The sequence below is a fragment of the Acinetobacter sp. YH12219 genome (assembly GCF_013417875.1).
GTDB lineage: Bacteria > Pseudomonadota > Gammaproteobacteria > Pseudomonadales > Moraxellaceae > Acinetobacter > Acinetobacter amyesii.
Window position 1 is genome coordinate 1 of record NZ_VPDC01000018.1, and the last position, 19,767, is coordinate 19,767.

At 38.4% G+C, this 19,767-nt stretch carries 14 protein-coding genes and 1 tRNA gene; 5 read left to right on the forward strand and 10 right to left on the reverse strand.

What is annotated here, in order from left to right; all coding sequences use genetic code 11:
* Positions 1–423 precede the first annotated feature (423 nt).
* Complete coding sequence (locus FTV04_RS12325) at positions 424–1,308, reverse strand: polysaccharide pyruvyl transferase family protein (RefSeq protein ID WP_180089722.1); 885 nt, start codon at positions 1,306–1,308, stop codon at positions 424–426.
* Between the two features lie 101 nt (positions 1,309–1,409).
* Here FTV04_RS12325 and FTV04_RS12330 point away from each other — a divergent pair, with 101 nt between their 5' ends.
* Positions 1,410–2,303 carry a hypothetical protein gene (locus FTV04_RS12330; protein WP_180089724.1) on the forward strand — a complete coding sequence of 298 codons (894 nt, stop codon included), beginning with the start codon at positions 1,410–1,412 and terminating at the stop codon, positions 2,301–2,303.
* 1 nt (position 2,304) lies between these two features.
* On the opposite strand, the gene FTV04_RS12335 is transcribed toward FTV04_RS12330, so the two are convergent.
* From FTV04_RS12335 to FTV04_RS12370, 8 genes are all read right to left on the reverse strand, one after another.
* Positions 2,305–3,297, reverse strand: a complete 993-nt coding sequence (locus FTV04_RS12335; protein WP_168378744.1) for a glycosyltransferase — start codon at positions 3,295–3,297, stop codon at positions 2,305–2,307.
* A gap of 2 nt (positions 3,298–3,299) precedes the next feature.
* Complete coding sequence (locus FTV04_RS12340) at positions 3,300–3,953, reverse strand: YrbL family protein (RefSeq protein ID WP_168378743.1); 654 nt, start codon at positions 3,951–3,953, stop codon at positions 3,300–3,302.
* On the reverse strand, positions 3,937–4,956 hold the full coding sequence (locus FTV04_RS12345) for a glycosyltransferase (RefSeq protein WP_180089726.1): 1,020 nt from the start codon (positions 4,954–4,956) through the stop codon (positions 3,937–3,939). The genes FTV04_RS12340 and FTV04_RS12345 overlap by 17 nt, the downstream gene beginning before the upstream one ends.
* 171 nt (positions 4,957–5,127) lie before the next feature.
* Positions 5,128–6,606 carry a phosphoethanolamine transferase gene (locus FTV04_RS12350; RefSeq protein WP_180050004.1) on the reverse strand — a complete coding sequence of 493 codons (1,479 nt, stop codon included), beginning with the start codon at positions 6,604–6,606 and terminating at the stop codon, positions 5,128–5,130.
* Between the two features lie 88 nt (positions 6,607–6,694).
* Complete coding sequence (locus FTV04_RS12355; RefSeq protein ID WP_180050006.1) at positions 6,695–7,588, reverse strand: mitochondrial fission ELM1 family protein; 894 nt, start codon at positions 7,586–7,588, stop codon at positions 6,695–6,697.
* Between the two features lie 83 nt (positions 7,589–7,671).
* Positions 7,672–8,598: a branched-chain amino acid transaminase gene (locus FTV04_RS12360; RefSeq protein ID WP_078191262.1), complete on the reverse strand. Its 927-nt coding sequence runs from the start codon at positions 8,596–8,598 to the stop codon at positions 7,672–7,674.
* A gap of 18 nt (positions 8,599–8,616) precedes the next feature.
* Complete coding sequence (gene glnE, locus FTV04_RS12365) at positions 8,617–11,376, reverse strand: bifunctional [glutamate--ammonia ligase]-adenylyl-L-tyrosine phosphorylase/[glutamate--ammonia-ligase] adenylyltransferase (RefSeq protein WP_180089728.1); 2,760 nt, start codon at positions 11,374–11,376, stop codon at positions 8,617–8,619.
* A 92-nt stretch (positions 11,377–11,468) separates the two neighbouring features.
* Positions 11,469–12,755, reverse strand: coding sequence for a sensor histidine kinase KdpD (locus FTV04_RS12370; protein ID WP_180089730.1), 1,287 nt, complete (start codon positions 12,753–12,755; stop codon positions 11,469–11,471).
* A 1,122-nt stretch (positions 12,756–13,877) separates the two neighbouring features.
* Between FTV04_RS12370 and FTV04_RS12375 the strand changes: the two genes are divergently transcribed.
* Positions 13,878–16,112, forward strand: a complete 2,235-nt coding sequence (locus FTV04_RS12375) for an NADP-dependent isocitrate dehydrogenase (RefSeq protein ID WP_180089732.1) — start codon at positions 13,878–13,880, stop codon at positions 16,110–16,112.
* Between the two features lie 456 nt (positions 16,113–16,568).
* Positions 16,569–16,943 (forward strand): hypothetical protein, encoded by a 375-nt coding sequence (locus tag FTV04_RS12380; RefSeq protein WP_180050014.1) that lies wholly within the window; start codon positions 16,569–16,571, stop codon positions 16,941–16,943.
* A 428-nt stretch (positions 16,944–17,371) separates the two neighbouring features.
* On the opposite strand, the gene FTV04_RS12385 is transcribed toward FTV04_RS12380, so the two are convergent.
* Positions 17,372–17,458, reverse strand: a tRNA-Leu gene (locus FTV04_RS12385).
* Between the two features lie 178 nt (positions 17,459–17,636).
* On the opposite strand from FTV04_RS12385, the gene queA reads away from it, so the two are divergent.
* Both queA and FTV04_RS12395 read left to right on the forward strand, forming a co-directional pair.
* Positions 17,637–18,677, forward strand: coding sequence for a tRNA preQ1(34) S-adenosylmethionine ribosyltransferase-isomerase QueA (gene queA / locus FTV04_RS12390; protein WP_180089734.1), 1,041 nt, complete (start codon positions 17,637–17,639; stop codon positions 18,675–18,677).
* A 21-nt stretch (positions 18,678–18,698) separates the two neighbouring features.
* Entirely contained in the window at positions 18,699–19,727 is a 1,029-nt protein-coding gene (locus FTV04_RS12395; RefSeq protein ID WP_180089736.1) for a hypothetical protein, read from the forward strand.
* Positions 19,728–19,767: the final 40 nt, after the last annotated feature.

Genomic DNA, 19,767 nt, shown 5'->3' on the forward strand with positions numbered 1-19,767 from the left:
AGTAACTTGGACCAGTGTTGATCATTTAGCATTGTTCGAGGCATAGCGAGTGTAAAATTGGGTTTGGCGATTTAATTTTACTATCTCGCTATTTTTTTAATCAACAAATGTCAACAGACCCTAATAACTAAATTTATAAAAATTTGAATTTGAATTACCAAAATTTTCCATTACTTATGCCAAAGTCAGTCGATCGCAAGTCTATAAAAAATCACTTCAAAAGTTGATCATAAATTTTACTAAAATAAATATATACATTTAGGAGAAGAGACTTCAGCTTAAACGAGTGTTGATCTTTCAGTTTTGTGCGAGGCATAGCGAGAAGTGAAGTTAGTGTAATTATGTAATTAATTGGATTCAGCTTTCTCACTATTTTTTGAACATTATATTTCAACAGCCCCTAAAAAATATTGGTCTTTATAATTACAGTGGGAAACTATTTTTTAAATCATCTAATGAAATATTAAATTTACCTAGGCGTCCCGTATTAGCGTGTAAATGAATAAAGTCCGGATTAAGACACTCATAACTAACATCTACGGGCAAAATTTGTTCACCAACTTTAAAAATCGAAAAAAAATCATAAAACTTAAATTTATCACCAACCAATTGATCTTCAGAAAACCGCAACCATTTCCATGGAACTTCATAGGCTTGGGCAATGATTAATCCATGCAAGGAACTTGATAAACAAACATCAGCACTCGCAATTTCATCAATCACTTTTTCTGGTGACTGCATTACATCCACGACATGTATATCATCACAACCTGCCAATTTATTCTTAACTTCCTGATAATGTATATGATGTGGGCAAATTGCGATTTTTATATCCAATGAATGTGGTTGATAATAATCTGAAATAAGCAAAGCTGGATCACCGTAAACATTAGGCACTTTCCAGTTCAATTTATTTTGAATTTCTTGTTGAGTTAGCGTTCCTCTCACCGCATGTATTTGGGGAATAAAAGAGCTTTTTAAACGCTTTAATATCTTCTTTTGTTCCAAAGGAGCAATAAGCCCACTCCCCCAAATATCAACAACTCCTTGATCTTCCGTGATATGGCCCAAAATAGAGCCTACACTAAATAAACTCTCATTAACGCGTTGGTCTCTAGTATTAATTACAACACGATCAGTCATTAAGCCAATTAACCATGGGCCAATCCAATCGCCAAAGTTTTGATTAACATCCCACCAATATGCAAATATAGGTGGTTTAGCATTGATCAATCCATCTTTATTAATTGTTAAACATGCCTGATTTTCAAATCCTAAAGGCTTTTTTTTCCGAGAAAAAATACTCATTCTTTATACTACATCACGGTTTCACATCAAGGATAACAAAACAATAAATTTGAATAAATATCTAATATAATAAAGATTATATACTTTTATCCGAGTTTACTATGTCTTTATTTCGACGTCTTGCAAAAAAATACTATAAATCCCAAGAAAAAAAGAGAGATAAAGAGTTTAGGTCGCGTTGGTATCTTCGCTTCGGTAAATTAGAATCCAGTTTTGAAGCCAGTCTCATTCCGTCATTACATGAAATTTATGCGCCTGAGGGACATGTCTACGCTGATCCATTTATCGTAGAAGAAAATGGACATACTTATATTTTTATTGAAGAAGTGGCACCAGATCATCCTGTTGGTTTTTTGTCAGTAATGGAAGTATTTGAAGATGGTACATACACTGAACCCAAAGCTATTATTCAGTGCTCTTATCACCTTTCTTATCCTTGTATATTCAAACATGAAGATATTTGGTACATAATTCCTGAAAGTGCAGCCAACCAAAGTATCGAGTTATGGAAATGTACAAATTTTCCATATTCTTGGGAATTTGATCGTACATTAATAAGTCATATAAATGCTGCAGATACTACACCGTATTATCAAAATGGAATGTGGTATCTATTTACCGCGATTAAAAATCAAAAATCAAAAAAATATGGTAATGAACTCCATATTTTTTACAGTGAGAATCTACTGAGTAGTGATTGGCAACCACATCCTCAAAACCCAGTTAAAAAAGGCATTGTGCAATATCGCCCAGGTGGTCACTTGAGCATGATCAACAATAAATTAGTCCGCCCATCACAGGACTCTCTGAAACGCTATGGTGGCAGCTTAGACCTCAATGAAGTTACAAAACTTTCTCCAGAACACTACGAAGAGAAATTTTGGATGAAATTAGATAGTGAGTGGCACCCGAATGATAATGGCTGTCATACCTTTAATATTTTTAACCAACATATTGTGATAGACGCAATTCGTGAAACCCCTAAAAAACTTTAACTTAATTTTGATACAAATTTTCAGTTTGCTGCAACATTGATTCAAATTTTAGGTTTTGCTCTGCTTTTATAAATGCTGCTTCGAATAGAGGGAGCATTTCAGCTCTAGGTTTTAATTCCCTCGATATCAAGTTCGCCATCTGTTCACTCGAATTCGGTTCACAGATAAACTGCCCATCAATAAAGTCAGGCACCATCCCAACATCAGTCGATAGAGTTGGTACGTGACTCAATAGAGCTTCAGCCAAAGTAATAGGACCACCTTCTTTTAAAGAAGAAATTACGAAGCAATCTACCTGAGCAAGTAAATCAGAAATATCTGACCGAAAACCCAATAGTTTTACACGATCATTTAAGTTAAGTTGGTCGATCTGAGTTTTCAGCGATTGGTACTGAGTCCCATCCCCTACAATCCATAATTCAGCATTGATATTTTTCCAAGCATCAATCAGGATATGAAAGCCTTTCACTGTTTCCAATCTACCAATCGCCAAGGCAATGGTAGGCTGATTTTCACATTTCACTTTATTATTAATTTGATTAATATCTTGATCTACACCATTCCAAATCACATGAACTGATTTTGAAATCGGAAATTTTGCTTTAATTTTCCCACTCACAGCAATGATGTCATCAAACGCCATGAATGGTTTTAAATTACTTTTCATCCCATGTACGGTGACAATCTTTTTACAAGAAAACTGCTTTAACCACGGTGCTAAAATACTTGCTGCTTTACTTGCCTGAACATGTAAAACGTCTGGTTGAAGTTGCTTTATTTGTTTAACTAACGCATAAATGAGAAACGGATTCCAGCGACTTCTAGAAAAATCAAATGGATGTAGTGTGATATGACCACTTAGTTTTTGTTGATAGGAACGATCTGCAATTAAATGAACTTCATGACTTTGCGCCAATCCACGACATAAATCTAATGTATGTTTTTCCAACCCCCCCATACCACCATTCGTTGCCATGACCTGTACAATTTTCATGATTACTCCGACTTCATATTTTTTTGTATCAACTGCTTGAGACGCTCTGCACGGCGACGAAGTTTTTTATGCATTAAGAAATCAGACCAATAAGACCATGGAATAATCTCCTTACTCTTTAATGTTGATTTAACATCAATACATTTTAATCTAAGCCCACCTCGATGATGTTGAACAACTAAATTACCCGAGTTTAAATCAAATAGTGGAATATTATGTTGAATTAGCCAATCCGTTAACTGATCAATCGAGTGACATACAGCCTCTATATTCAATGGTATTTGATGCTTGAGATAATGATGAAGACTAAGCGATACCTCACCTTGCTCATCCCGAATTAACTCACAACTAAGAATTAGTTGTGCATGAACAACTTCTAACTTCAAACAAGAGGCAATAAATTGATGTAATTCATGCTCATCAATACGTCTTTTTAAACGCTGATATGCACTCCATTCAATGTAATTTTCATTAAACCGATAAAAATGAGCGCTTAAAAAGCGTTGGATTTTTTGGCGAAAATTCTTAATTTGACGTTGTTCTGGAGGTAAATCTATTTTTAAACACACCTGAGGATCGGAAGGTGAAATCACGCAATAACGATTTGCTCCCGCCCCCAAATACTCTGCTGACTCTAACTTAGCAACTGAAAACATGATCCTTCCATTCATAGTCTTCGGTATAAGGCTGTGAGAAAATAGTCTCTAACATGAACTTTGTGACACGTTTTGAACTATAGCTAGAATGCGTTCTGTTCCAACCAGCTTCAGCAATCACTTTTGCTTCCTTGGGATGATTCACATAATATTGAACCTTATTTGCTAAATCATCAACATCACTAAAATACACCACTTCTTTATCTGAAAATAACGTCTCAAATCCAGGAATATGAGGTGTGAAGGTCAATAACCCATTACCTGTCAGTTGTGTAATACGATCTGATGTATATAAATCTAATGAATTCGCACGTGAATAGTTTAAGCCCATACGGGATTGACTTAAAACTTTAAAATATTCCGCACCAAAAACTTTTGGATCTTCATCAAAACCGCAATAACGTGTAGGAATATGTTTAATTTTTTGTTGCAAACTACGAATAAATTGAGTACGTTCCACATCAGAAGATGAACCACAAAAGACCAATTCATTCACAAATTCATTTTTTTCAAAATTTTTTAGACTATCAACAGCATCCAGACTCATATTTGGCATATAAGCCACTTTATTGCCATTTCCTAAAGTCTTTAATAACTCACCACTTGTGGTGACAAAAATACAATCTAAATAAGGCGACCATTCTTTAATAAAATTCGCTTTCTTATCTACGCAAATCCAATCAACATACCAAAATGCTACTTTCGTTTTGGGATATTGTGCTTTAACTTGTTTTAACGTTTCCGTACTCAATAATGATGAATGGCCTATTAGGATTAAATCTGGTTCAAAATTTTTTACAACTTTTAATACTTCTTGATTTGCCCATTTTTTACCAACTTTTTTAGTGCGCCAAATGGTGCCATAATAAGCCATATCATGAAAAGAGAAGTCATAAACATGATGACCATTTAAAATCAAACCTGCCGAAATTTTTCTGTCTGTATTATAAAATTCAGCCCCAGATTTTTTAAAAGCAAAATTATTGATATGTAATATTTTCATAAGTTAACTCTGCAATCATATTTTAACATAATTAAAATTTCTTTCTTAATCTTACCTGGGTAATTCAATTATAAATAACCTCTAACAACAAATTAAAAGTGATTTATCAATTCTGCTAAGACTTACAAATAAAACAAAAAAAATCAATTCATTTTTATTTTTTGCTGTAAATCATTGCGCTTCGCTTTCATTTAATTTTTTATATGGCACATAATCATCCCAATCAAAAACGGTGACATTTTGATTGTCTTCGATATTCGCCAACGATTTTTTAGGATCTAATAATGGTGTTTTCACCCCCAATAAATCTGCATAAATATGCATATAATCATAGGCACTCACAGTCTTGTTATAGTGGTTTTTGGCCTGCGCATCGCTACGTAATACAAAAAATGGAACCTGATAATTATCTTTAAATTCATTATCTACATGATATGAATCTTCATCCACGGTCATACCATGATCAGAAAAATAGGTCACACTGAAACTACGCTGATCAGCCTTCAAAGAGGTATATATCTGTTCTATAAAGTGATCCAACTTATTGATCGAAGATAAATAACAATTAATCGTTTCAGGTTTATTCGCATACATACGTGGTGCCTTAAACAGACGTTCACAAGCATCCGGATGTGAACCCATCATATGAATAAAAATTACATTTTTTTGATTGGCATATTTTTTTAACTGGGCCTGTAATATTTCGACCATTTTGTCGTCATCAATATTACTCGACATATAGTTACCACTTTTCAGGAAGAACTGATGATCGGCATGAATGGCAATTTTAGAAATCGCCGTATCATTTTTCCCCATAAATCCCTGATTTGAAATCCATATGGTGTTATAGCCCGCTTGTTTTGCTAGCGTCACAACATTTTTTGCAATCTGCGGTTCACGATTTTGATCAACCAAAGTCAGCGTTCGAGTCAGACTGGTGACCGTATTCGGTGCAGTTGCGATGTAATGATCTACAACATCCAGTGGCATCTCATTTAAAAAAGGTGTGGTATCGTCTTTCGAACCGTAGAGTGATAAATGATCTCGCTGAACACTCTCACCAATGATAATCACTTGATTGTCATAGCTAGCATTCACCTGCTGAATTTCCCAATCGATATCTTGCAAATTATCTTCAAGGAGTTTGGCTTCTTCTTGTTTATATTTAACCGTCGCCATTGCAGTTTGAATACCAAACACACTAACGCCGTTAGCAATAAAGATAAGTGTCAAAATCAGCTTGGGATAATTTCCCTGATTAGATTGATTAAAAAATAAAACATAAAAACAAAGGCTTAAGAAAACAACAAAGGCAAAAACAATATATTTAGGATCGACTACAGATAAAAACTCAAAGGCTTCATTGGTATTACTTTGAAACATCGATGCCACGATTCCCAAAGACATATGCCCTTGTAAGAACCCTGTCCCACTTGCAATATACAGGCTAATGACAAAAAATAGCGCAAGGAAAATGTACTTAAAAATAGAACTATGTAGTTGTTTTACTGCAATGAAAAAAAACGTACTCGAAAGAACCAAAACAAAGAATAAAGGAGCATCTTTGATTTCAGATAAATAGTCCCAAAAACCTAAGCCAACGCAAAACCCAATTGAAAGCAAAAATGGAAACAAATAGGTTTTTAGCATTGACCGGACAACCCTGTAATATTATTCAAACATTTCCAAGATAGACTGAAATGTTGGTAGAAATTTTTCGTCGGGTATTATCTATACTTTAGGGACCGAGTACAATCTTTTTGGCGATACGGTCAGTTTCTTTAAATTCGGTAGCGAGATTCAAATCAGTTAAAGTGGTCTGTAACGACACCAAGCCTTGTTTTAAAATTTCATCTACCGACTTGGTAATCCGGTCTTCCTTCAACCGATCCACTTCAATCACCCCGACTTTACAACCCGCGGTGAGAGCCTCGTAAATCATTGAAACACTATCTTCAGTCACCCAAACTGCTTCGGCTTTTTGCATTTCTTCAAAAATCCAACCTTGCGGAGTGTCTTCAACTGGGAAAATCTGTACTTTTTCAATATTCTTTAACTGTTTTAATTCTGCTAAAAACGCTTTTGGTGTGCGCCGTGAAGTGGTCAAAATGATTTGTGAATTTGGATTCTGCTCGACTATTTGTTCAATCGCTTGGAGTACTTTAGCAGCATTCCACTGATGGCGTTTTGAAGAGCCTCCCAAGGCGATAAGGATTCGACCATGCTGATGCCGCTCCTCATTCACAATAGGATTTAACGCACCCTGTGTGGTCAGTACTTTATTTGATGCCTGAATACCATCGTGCTGTGGAATTACTGCATAATCAAACCATGCAAACGGCAAGCTGGGCTTCATTAAAATAATAGTTTTGGCTTTGTTATACACTTTGCCTAACAGCCATACTCGAAAATGTGTATGGCTGCCGACGCCAAAAATATAAGTTGGCTCGTGTTCTACGGCATGAAGCTGATGGCTAAATAGCGCAGAAATAAGTGTCACTATAGGCAAATCATCAATTGAAATTTCTTGAAATGTGACTGCTTCCTGAGATTGGCGCTGCATGGCCTTAAATAAACCTAGAGCCTGTGAGCGATGTCCTGCTTTACCATCACTGACATAAACAATATGCATAGTCTCGTTCCAAAAAATTCAATATCTTCAAGCCAATAAAAAAGGCGAAACTTAGTTTCGCCTTTTCATCTTAACCGATCAGCTTATTTTACGTAAGTTAACCAGTGCGCATATTTAGGGTCTTTACCCTGAACCGCATTAAAGAATGCAGTTTGGATTTGCTCAGTGATTGGACCACGACAACCTTCACCAATTTGACGGTCATCATATTCACGGATTGGCGTCACTTCAGCAGCAGTACCTGTAAAGAATGCTTCATCAGCGATATAGAATTCGTCACGTGTAATACGACGTTCAACCACTTCAAAACCAAGGTCTTTCGCAATCGTAATAATGGTTTGACGGGTAATACCATCAAGTGCACCACCCGCGATGTCAGGAGTATGAATCACGCCATCACGAACTAAGAATACGTTTTCGCCTGAACCTTGACATACATAACCTTGTGGGTCGAGTAACATTGCTTCGTCATAGCCAGCATGTGCCACTTCTTGGTGGGCAAGAATGGACAAAGTATAGTTACCAGATGCTTTTGCTTTACACATGGTCACGTTTGGATGATGGTGCGTAAATGAAGACGTTTTAACACGAATACCCTTCGCCATCGCTTCATCACCAAGGTAAGCACCCCAGCTCCATGCAGCAACAACGGCATGAATTGTATTGTCAGTTGCTGCAATACCTAATTTTTCTGAACCAATAAAAATAATTGGGCGTAAATAGCAAGAAGCCAATTTATTTTCACGAACCACATCAATTTGAGCTTGTTCTAATGCTGCATGATCAAATGGGACTTTCATTTGATAAATTTTTGCAGAATTTAATAAACGCTTAGTGTGTTCTTTTAAACGGAAAATAGCCGTTCCATTCGGAGTTTCATAAGCACGGACGCCTTCAAACACACCCATGCTGTAATGCAATGTATGTGTTAATACGTGAGTTTTTGCCTCACGCCAGTCAACCAATTGTCCATCTTGCCAAATAAAACCATCACGATCAGCCAAGTTCATGGCACACACTCCAAATTTTTATACACAGTCATTTTTATCCAATGCAAACGTTGCAGTTGGATCAATTAATCTTTGCCATAGCTTGCAAACGACCACTCGGGTATCGTGCCAATCGTCAGCTGAAACTTGCATGGATTGATTCGCAAGTGCTAAACGGTGGCTCTCGGCTCGTTCACGGAGATAAGCTTGAATCAATGCTGTCGCATCGGCGCTGGATAAGCAATCCGTTCTTGCGGCATCCTCAAGGATTCGTACGTTGTCAGAGTAATGGGCGAGATCGGGATTCGACCCACTCCATGCTAATACTGCATACTGTGCCATAAATTCGATGTCAACGATACCACCTGCATCTTGTTTTAAATGAAAAATTCCATCTTTTTGCTGCTCTTTAGAAGAACCTAGATGGTCTTTCATTTTTTGGCGCATTTTGAGCACTTCTGCACGAACATTGTTCTCATCTCGTGGCTGCGTCAAAATATTGCAGCGCAAGTTTTCAATTTCAATCCGTAAACTGTGCTCGCCTGCAATGGTTCTGGCACGTACTAAAGCTTGATGCTCCCAGACCCAAGCATTTTTATGTTGATATTGCTCAAAAGCTTTTAAGCTGGTCACCAATAACCCCGCCTCTCCCGAAGGTCGTAAACGTGTGTCCACTTCATACACTCGACCATCTAGGGTTTGCGTGGTCATTAAGGACATAAATTTTTGTGCCACCCGCATGGCAAATTCAAAGCCACTAATTGGTTTCTGTCCATCGGTATCCGCTTGTTCGTCCATATAGTGAATAAACACCAAATCCAAGTCCGAACCATAACCCAGCTCGATGCCACCCACCTTGCCATAGCCAATTACCGCGAAAGCCGTGTGATCAATCGAACAACGCTGCCCTTCTGCATCGATTGGATAGCCATGTTTTTTGGCAACAATTTGATATGCCAAATGCAAGGTTGCATTCACCGACACTTCAGCAATATCGGTCAATGCATCCGACACTTTCATCAACGGACTTTCTGCCAAAACATCACTAGCAGCTACTGCTAAGACATTGGATTTTTTAAATAATCGAAGAACACGCATTTGGTCTTCGACTTGATCAATTTCAATTCGAAGCAGTTGTTGACGTAGAGAGTCTTCTAAATCTTTACGCTTTGGCAGCTCAAAATCCATCGACAAAAACTCGTCCAACAGCACGGGATAATGCGTCAATTCTTCGCAGATCCACGGACTCACTGTTGCCATTTTCACTAATCGTTGTAATGCCCCTTTGCTCTCAATCAGCATCACCAAATAGACCGTACGGCGCAGCACCGACTCCACCAAAGGCATCAGACGTAGTAAAGCCACCTGAGGTTTATCTGACTGTAATATCGCCTCAATGAGATGTGGCCAAAAAGTTTTTAAACGCTGTACTGCTTTGGCAGGTAATTTTTTCAGCGCATGCCCATACCAAAATTCGTGAATTAAATTTTTGGCATCATCATCTAAAACATCATTTAACTGTGCTTCTAAATGACTAAAGCTTTCCAATAACGGATCGGGTTCTTTTTCTTTAATAAGATGTTCAAACTGGTAAATGACTTTGGCACGTTTCTGATTGAGCACATTCAAAAAGTCATCCCAGGTTGCAAAACCTAAAGTATCTAAAATGCGCTGGCGTGGTTCAGGCTCATGTGGCAACGATTGGGTTTGCTGATCATTGAGTGCTTGAATCGCATGTTCAATACGACGTAAAAATAAATACGCATCTTCTAAATCAGCAACTGCGGTTTTTTCTAATAATCCAACTTCACCTAAATGATGCAGACTCACTAAACATTGACGGTCTTGCAACTCGAGTTTTGAACCGCCATAGATGAGCTGAAAGACTTGAACAATAAACTCAACTTCACGAATTCCGCCTGCACCGAGTTTAATATCATCTTCGATATTACGACGTAGCACTTCACGTTCAATCATGGCTTTCATGTCACGCATAGCTTCGAAAGCGGTGTAATCGACATATTTGCGGAAGACGAAAGGTCGGGTCATTTCCAGTAACTCTGCGCCTTCTTTACCGCCCGTGACGATCCGTGCCTTAATCCAAGCATAGCGTTCCCATTCGCGACCATGCTGGCTTAAATATTTTTCTAATGCCGCATGACTGATTGCCAAGGCAGAACCATCGCCCCATGGGCGTAGACGCATATCTACACGGAAGACAAAACCATCTGCGGTAATATGGTCAAGCAAGTAAATTAATTTTTGTCCCCACAAAATACAGAACTGCTGTACATCAATACATTTTCGACCATTGGTTTCGCCCTGTTCATCAAAGGCAAAAATAAGATCAATATCACTTGAAAGATTAAGTTCCTGTGCACCAAGTTTTCCCATGGCAACCACAATTAGGTCTTGAAATTTCCCCTTATAGCCTAGCGGTTCACCATATTTCGCAATCAACGGATTCAGCGCAAAATCTTTTGCCGCACAGATGGACGCATCGGCAAAGTCTGAAAGCTCTCGAGTTAAGGTGACGACATCGGTGAGTTGATTGGCATCTTGCCAAATCCAACGAAACATGAGACGTGCGCGCAGCACACGAATTGCACGCATCCAACTATTTTCATCTTGGATATCGGCAAGGCTGCTTGCGACAAAATGTTGAATTTGTGCTGTACTGAGCGAGGTTTGAAACTGATCAATTGCATAGTCTTGTTCTAAACTGGCCTGATGAATTCCGAGCACCTGTTCAGCATATTGACTGGCACGTAATGTTTTCTGCAATTGCTCCGCATTCATTTCACAAACCCTAGCGTGATTTTTTTCTAGTTATAACAGTTGATAACGCTTAGGGAAAAGTATTTTTAGGCTTTTATACCAATAGATGCACATTAAAGTTCACTTAAGGTCGCATCTTTCTGTGCACTGCTGCTCTCGGTATTTAGGGTTTGATGCAGGCTCGTCGCCTGTGGCAACCAGACTTTAAATTGTGTGCCTTCACCTTCTTTCGAGTTCACCACAATTTCACCCTGATTTAAGTCCACAAAACGTTTACAAAGGACTAAACCCAACCCCGTACCACGTTCTCCTGCCGTACCTTTAATACTAACCGTCAGTTTTTGCTGAAATAAATCATCAATCTGAGCTTGGGTCATCCCCAATCCAGTATCTTGAATAGTGAATACAACCCGTTCTCCATCTCGATCGGCTGAAATCGTCACCACACCTCTACCATCGGTATGGGTAAATTTCAATGCGTTTGACACCAAGTTTTGCATCACTGATGTGATCATATTGATATCTGCATTGACCTTAATGCCTTCAGGCACGGCATTGATCAGTCGAATATTTTTCTTCACAGCCAAGCTATTCAAGACATCACTGACGATTTTTGCAGACTGATGTAAATCAAAATTAATCGGGTGATAAACAAAGCGACCACCTTCTGCCATAGCCCAGTTTAATAAGCTTTCTAAAAGGTTATACGTCGACTGTGTGGTGTCATATAAATAGTCTGCAATATTTTGCACACTTGAATCATCTAAGGTATTGCGTTCCTGCGCCAAAACCTCTGAAAAACCCAGTAGACCATGAAAAGGTGCTCTTAAATCATGCGCAATAATTTGGAAAAATTTAGTCTTACTAAAATTCAGTGCCGACTGCTGTTCATAGGCTTCTTTTAATTCGGCATTTTCAACACGGAGTTGAATGATGTTGACTAGACTTTGTACAAATTCTTCAACGATCTTTAATTGTTTGGCTTCAAATGCAGTGACTTGATCATCAAACAAAATCACTTTACCAATAGAGTCTTGATCATATTTTAAATCGAAAGCGACTAGACGCTGATGCCCTAAACCCAGTTCCTGCATATAGTCGGAATAAGCTTGGTAATTTTCAGCGTCTCGGTCTATACGAGAATGTTCAGCAAAAAACTGATCTAGACGATCATCATCAGCTTCGGCCATAAAGGCCTTAAATATGTGCTCTGACGCATACCATATATAAGGTTCATTTTTAAATGCGAGGACAGCATTATCGACTTGCACAATACCACGCGCGAACTTTAAAAATTCTGCAATGCGGTTGTCGTCCGTATAAACCCCCATCAATAAAGACAAACGACAGGCAGTTAATAATTCGGTTTGTGTACCAATATCCAGTAAACGTAAAGCCATCCCGTTGCTCTCCTCAGGGTTTATCTTAAAGATAAAAACCAACTGCTACGATCAAGATTAATAGCAAAAATAGCCAGAACACTCAATAACAAATTCTAACAAAAAGACCAAGATCATTTACGAATCAGTCATTTAATCGAACTTTCATCCAATTAGAAAATAAAAAAATCTATAAAGAACATAACATTAAAGGTAAAACAAAAATTAAAATAATAAAATTAGAAACTTAAATTAATTTAAATTTTATTGACTGTTTATTTTAAATCGTACTTTTCGCGTTTTATTCAAACTAAAAACACGACCAAAAGAAACATTCATTTACATAAGACCTAAAAAACTGGGCTTAATTTTCTTTAACTACATCACAAAAAATAGTGATATTTATGACTATTCTATGACCAAATTGCTCATCAGGATGCTTGTTTCAATCAGCTACACTAAATGAATCTATTTTTAAGTTTCTCTATTAGACTAATTTATTAGTTTTTATCAGTTGAGCGTGTCATTGCTACTTCAAATAAAACCTGCTCGCTTTTAATTTATTAAACTAAGCTAAAGATTCGATTCATGCTTCTGCTCTACATGAAATCAATCATTCAATTGACTAAGGTTGAAAATAGCCATGCCTTATTCATCAGATATATAAGTTAGCGCATAAACATTCCATCAACACTCAAAGTCAATTGGGACATCAAAACCAAGTCGTTCTTTTACAAAGTCCCCAATCCTGACTAATTTTCGAACTTACGCACCAAATCTACACCTAAAAGCTAAGGCTTTCGGTTTGACCTGCCCTACGCTTTGCTTTACAACTAAAATTCGAACGAGCCATAAAGAACAGATCATCCCCCAAGAAAACGATATAAATTTAATTGTTCAATAGCTTTAAGCTATGAATAACAAGCTTTCAATATTCCCCTTCTCAGTTTTGCGCTAAAATTGGGCGTCAAACTGCACTTCTTTTGTATCATTTTTCTACGAAATGACCACATCACAGGATCTTGCGTTGACTGAAAAGCAATGAACCCCGATACTTTCATAGTTTTATTTAAGCAAATCGGTTCATAGAGGCGAGCCACAAGCTCGGACCTCAAAGACACAATCTAAAGCAAGGGGCTATATATGGCTGGTGGAAAGTCAACTATCATCTACACACTGACCGACGAGGCGCCATTATTGGCGACTTACTCTCTGCTGCCGATCATTGAAACCTTTACTAAACCTGCTGGCGTTGAAATCGTTAAACGCGATATCTCAGTTGCAGCACGTGTACTCGCTGAATTTTCAGACTACCTAAGCGAAGAACAAAAGGTGCCAAATAACTTGGCAGAGCTTGGACAATTAACCCAAGATCCAAGCACAAACATTATCAAACTTCCGAACATCAGTGCTTCAGTTGGCCAATTAACTGCTTGCATTAAAGAATTACAGTCTAAAGGTTTTGCAGTTCCAAACTACCCAGAAAACCCAGCGACTGAGGAAGAAAAAGAAATCAAGGCGCGTTATAGCAAATGCCTAGGTTCTGCTGTAAACCCTGTACTTCGTGAAGGTAACTCTGACCGTCGTGCGCCTACTGCAGTAAAAAATTACGCGAAGAAACATCCGCACTCTATGAGCGAATGGAAACAGTGGTCACAAACTCACGTTTCTCACATGGACGAAGGTGACTTCTACCACGGCGAAAAGTCTATGACTTTAGACCGCGCTCGCAACGTAAAAATGGAATTGATCACTAAGTCTGGTGAAACTGTTGTTCTTAAGCCAAAAGTTGCGCTTCAAGACGGCGAAATCATTGACTCAATGTTCATGAGCAAAAAAGCACTTTGCGACTTCTACGAAAAAGAATTAGATGATTGTAAAGAAGCAGGCATTTTGTTCTCTCTACACGTAAAAGCGACCATGATGAAGGTGTCTCACCCTATCGTTTTCGGTCACTGTGTGAAGATTTACTACAAAGATGCATTCGAAAAACACGGTAAATTGTTTGATGAGTTAGGTATTAACATCAACAACGGTATGTCTGGTCTTTACGAAAAAATTGAAACTCTTCCGACTTCTCTTCGTGAAGAAATCATTGCTGACTTACATGCTTGCCAAGAACACCGTCCTGCACTTGCAATGGTTGATTCTGCAAAAGGCATCACTAACTTCCACTCACCTAATGACGTAATTGTAGATGCATCTATGCCTGCAATGATCCGTGGTGGCGGTAAAATGTGGGGTGCTGACGGCAAACAGTACGACTGTAAAGCTGTAATGCCTGAATCTACTTTCGCGCGTATCTACCAAGAAATGATCAATTTCTGTAAATGGAATGGTAACTTTGACCCACGCACTATGGGTACAGTTCCTAACGTTGGTCTGATGGCGCAAAAAGCGGAAGAATACGGTTCACACGACAAGACTTTCGAAATTCCTGAAGCGGGTGTTGCCAACATCACGGATCTGGAAACAGGTGAAGTGTTGATGTCACAAAACGTGGAAGAAGGCGATATCTGGCGTATGTGCCAAGTGAAAGACGCTCCAATCCGTGACTGGGTGAAACTTGCTGTGACTCGTGCACGCAACTCAGGAATGCCTGCGATCTTCTGGCTTGACCCGTACCGTCCACACGAAAACGAACTCATCAAGAAAGTTCAAACTTACTTGAAAGAGCACGACACTACTGGTTTAGACATTCAAATCATGTCTCAAGTCCGTGCAATGCGTTATACACTTGAACGTGTTGCTCGCGGCCTAGATACAATTTCTGTAACTGGTAACATCCTACGTGACTACCTCACAGACTTGTTCCCGATTATGGAATTGGGTACTTCTGCGAAAATGCTTTCTATCGTGCCCCTAATGGCTGGTGGCGGCATGTACGAAACTGGTGCGGGTGGTTCTGCGCCTAAACACGTACAACAACTTGTAGAAGAAAACCACTTACGTTGGGACTCTTTAGGTGAGTTCTTGGCACTTGCTGTTTCTCTAGAAGAAATGGGCATCAAAGAAGACAACGCGAAAGCTAAACTTCTTGCAAATACACTTGATGCTGCGACTGGTAAATTGCTTGACAATGACAAGTCTCCATCACGTCGTACTGGCGAACTTGACAACCGTGGCAGCCACTTCTACCTTGCTAAATACTGGGCTGAAGAACTTGCTGCGCAAGACGAAGATGCAGATCTTAAAGCGAAATTCGCTCCTCTTGCTCAAGCACTTGCTGAAAACGAAGAAAAAATCGTTGCAGAACTTGCTGAAGTTCAAGGTAAAGCTGCGGACATCGGTGGTTACTACGCTGTAGATACAGCAAAAGTAAATGCTGTAATGCGTCCAAGCGCAACTTTAAATGCTGCTCTTGAAGCTGCTCAATAAGTTGATGCTGAACTAACGCAAGTTAGGGATATAAAAAACCAGCGCTTCGGCGCTGGTTTTTTTATACCCCAATTTATATAGTGTTATGCCAACTATTTCATTTAATACTTAGCTCTAAATTTTATGAATGTGAGTTATCAAAGGTTAGGATTTTTCATTCAACTACAGTCCAATGATATATTTACATATTTTAATCTTAGGCGAATAAGCAAAGGAATTAAAGGGTAAAATAAAACCTAAATCCAATGAGAAACTTTTACTAGTAAGCCATAGCATAAATGCTCTCTACAAGATATGGATGTCTAGAAGTATTATGTAGAAGGTCTCATGGAGAATATTATTGGATAGGTGATAATACACACGGGGCATACTGCTATTAATCACCCTATATGAAAGAGAACGACTATCAAACATAATCCCAATCATCATTTTTTTTTGGTTTTAAAGTGGTAAAAAATGAAAAAAATCATAAGTTTATTTATTCTATACTCAGTTGCATTGCATACTCACAGTCAAGAAATTTTAGACCAGGCTACCAAAGACATAAATGATGGAATGTTCCTAATTACCAAGTTGGATGAGTTAAATGATGTTAATGAAAGAATTGATGCTAACGTCAAATTAGGCAAATCAACTAAAAATTCTAGAGTATTAGATTCTATAATTTGTTCAACACGCCCCCTTATGGAGAAGAAGTTATTGATTATTAATGAACTTATTGATTCTGAAATATTGCTAGATGCAAATTTAAGGGATGCTAGAGATGAAAAAATAGAAGATAGGGTAAAAGTAAAAGCCTTTTTAGAAATGACTAAAAGTAGATGTTTATAAAATGATTATTTAGATACCACCTCGAACTTAGCACCATATTGCGTTGGCAGTAATACATATAAAGAAAATAAAGGCTTTCTAACTTGGTTCCACTCTGAGAATGCTCGAAAAAGAAGTGTTAACACTGAGACAATCGCAGATGTCATCAAAGTAGCTTTAGATAGTTAATAAAGCTTTTAAATACTACAAGCCCCTATAAGACACCCGATCAATCACATTTGATTATTGTATTGATCTAATAATTTAAGCTTAGCATCTGATTACACCATGAGTACCCAAACAAAGATCAGGTACTCATTTTACGAAGTGACCACCTGATATGTAGCTAATGGAATCATTGAAAATTTTCTAGGGATTTGATATAAGTTATTAATTCTAGACATAAAAAAAACCCCAAGTCTTAATAAGCTTGGGGTTTTTTAGAATTTTGGTCCCGAGGGTCGGACTCGAACCGACACATCATCTCTGATAGTGGATTTTGAATCCACCGCGTCTACCAATTTCACCACCTCGGGAAGGTGTTGAAACGTATAATAAACTGTTTCAAAAACTTGTCAACGCATGATGTTCTCATTTGATTAAAAATAAACCGTATAAGAATTTTTAGATGGATAATCCATCAATTTCAGCGTTAAAACCTAAAAAAGCTTATACTAAGCCAAATTTCATTATCCCCTTTTCAGATTTCTTAACATGCAACTTTCTGACTTTAACTTCAATCTCCCTGACGAACTCATTGCCCGCTATCCGCTTGAAACACGTAGTGCATCACGCCTGCTCCATCTCGATCTGAATGGCGAATATCACGACTATCATTTCACTGACATTCTAGACTTGCTCAATGAAGGTGACTTATTGGTACTGAACGATACCAAAGTAATGAAAGCCCGCTTGAAAGGCAAACGAGCAACTGGCGGTGCAGTTGAAGTCTTGGTTGAACGTATTCTTGACCCAAAAACCGCACATTGCCACATTAAAGCCAGCAATACGCCTAAAGAAGGTGCGGAATTATTTATTGGTCCAGACGAAGTTAAAGTGACCGTTCAAGGCCGTCATGAAAACTTATTTGTTGTGGAATTTTCACAGCCTATTTTACAAGTTTTAGATTTATACGGTGCTTTACCGATTCCGCCTTACTTTAACCGTGAAGCAGAAGCGATTGATACCGAACGTTACCAAACTGTTTTTAACGATCCGACCAAATTGGCTTCAGTTGCAGCACCAACAGCAAGCTTACATTTTGATGAAGCGCTACTCAAAAAATTGGCAGACAAAGGCGTAAATAAAACCTTTGTTACCTTGCATGTGGGTGCTGGTACATTCTTACCCGTGCGCACCAATGACATTGAAAATCACATCATGCACAGCGAATGGTGTGACGTATCAGAAGAATCTATGGCTTTAATCCGTGAGACAAAAGCACGTGGCAATAAAGTTATTGCTGTCGGTACTACAGCGACTCGTGCGACTGAAAGTGCCGCTCAAGCCAATGGCGGCGAACTCAAGGGTTGGACTGGTGATACACAAATCTTTATCTACCCAGGTTATGAGTTCAAAGTAGTCGATCGTTTAATTACCAACTTCCATTTACCTGAGTCTACCCTGCTCATGTTAGTGTCAGCGTTGTCCAGTCGAGACAATATTTTGAATGCCTATCACCATGCCGTCAAAAGCCAATATCGCTTCTTTAGTTATGGCGATGCGATGTTAATTGATAATATTAACCACAAATAAAATTACGCCGAAATCATCCCTATGCCGATAGATTCTGTAAAGCACTCCATCCATATTCGTCGAAAAAAGAATGCTGTGGTTTTTCAGAATATCGCTCGGCTCTGGGATATAGGCCGAAACGCCAAAACACACCAAGAGCTCCTCGATGGACTGCATCCATGGAATGCTCCCATTACGCTCAAATTTGAAAACTTACTCCCTCTAGCTTTAGCCGCACTAGGTGTCGGCTTCATGCTATTCATTGTGATTCAGCCCGATCATGGCTGGGCACAACTCTGCTTTGCTGCGGGGTTGGCCATGGTGTTCTGGGCCTATATCAGTTATGAAAAAGATGACCCGCTCGAAGAAGTTATTGCGTTTTTAGAAACCGAATGCATTGCCAGAAAATACCAATTGGCTTTTAACCGACAGCCTCAATACATTTCAATGCCACTGAATAATCTGCAATTTATTGGCAATCTTAAACGCATGTTCCCCGTGTTTAAGCAAGGCAGCCTTTCGAATGATATTCAGACCTTCGCGAGCACCGTTTGGGAAGATGAAAATCAGCAACAGCATCAAGTCATGGTCTTTCATTATCACTATGTGAATGAACTGAAAGTACGTGACAAAGACGGTGATGAAGTCACGGTTAAAGAAATTCATAAAGACCTGTGGGGCGTATTTGTTTTTGATATTGGCATCCATGGTCTTGCCGTATCTGCAACAGGCAAAAACTTTGGCTATCCCTATAGTTTTCCTTGGCACAGCAGCGACATTCAAACCAATCAAAAATTAAAGTTTTATGGCGAGAACCAAATGGAAATGGCTAAATTACTCAGCCCGGGCTTTGTCCTCCGACTAGCGGATTTTTTTCAAAACCGTGAAGGTGATCTGCTATTTCATCCGAGCCACCGCATAATGTGCTATCTTGGCTCTACAGATTTATTTAAAGTTAGTAGTAAAGCAAAACGAATTCAAGATGTTTCTGCATTGCGTGGACATCTCAGAACCTTTAAATTAAATGCTTTAGAAAATTTGAAAAACGACTTAACGCAGTTTTTAAAATAGATTTCATATAATAATGTTTTAAATTACGACCTTTTATCTT

Coding starts and splice junctions, on each gene's coding strand:
- FTV04_RS12325 (WP_180089722.1), bottom strand. CDS start 1,308: ATGAGTATTTTTTCTCGGAAAAAAAAGCCTTTAGGATTTGAAAATCAG.
- FTV04_RS12340 (WP_168378743.1), bottom strand. CDS start 3,953: ATGTTTTCAGTTGCTAAGTTAGAGTCAGCAGAGTATTTGGGGGCGGGA.
- queA (WP_180089734.1), top strand. CDS start 17,637: ATGCAACTTTCTGACTTTAACTTCAATCTCCCTGACGAACTCATTGCC.
- FTV04_RS12370 (WP_180089730.1), bottom strand. CDS start 12,755: ATGGCTTTACGTTTACTGGATATTGGTACACAAACCGAATTATTAACT.
- FTV04_RS12380 (WP_180050014.1), top strand. CDS start 16,569: ATGAAAAAAATCATAAGTTTATTTATTCTATACTCAGTTGCATTGCAT.
- FTV04_RS12330 (WP_180089724.1), top strand. CDS start 1,410: ATGTCTTTATTTCGACGTCTTGCAAAAAAATACTATAAATCCCAAGAA.
- FTV04_RS12345 (WP_180089726.1), bottom strand. CDS start 4,956: ATGAAAATATTACATATCAATAATTTTGCTTTTAAAAAATCTGGGGCT.
- FTV04_RS12395 (WP_180089736.1), top strand. CDS start 18,699: ATGCCGATAGATTCTGTAAAGCACTCCATCCATATTCGTCGAAAAAAG.
- FTV04_RS12335 (WP_168378744.1), bottom strand. CDS start 3,297: ATGAAAATTGTACAGGTCATGGCAACGAATGGTGGTATGGGGGGGTTG.
- FTV04_RS12355 (WP_180050006.1), bottom strand. CDS start 7,588: ATGCATATTGTTTATGTCAGTGATGGTAAAGCAGGACATCGCTCACAG.
- FTV04_RS12360 (WP_078191262.1), bottom strand. CDS start 8,598: ATGAACTTGGCTGATCGTGATGGTTTTATTTGGCAAGATGGACAATTG.
- FTV04_RS12375 (WP_180089732.1), top strand. CDS start 13,878: ATGGCTGGTGGAAAGTCAACTATCATCTACACACTGACCGACGAGGCG.
- FTV04_RS12350 (WP_180050004.1), bottom strand. CDS start 6,606: ATGCTAAAAACCTATTTGTTTCCATTTTTGCTTTCAATTGGGTTTTGC.
- glnE (WP_180089728.1), bottom strand. CDS start 11,376: ATGAATGCGGAGCAATTGCAGAAAACATTACGTGCCAGTCAATATGCT.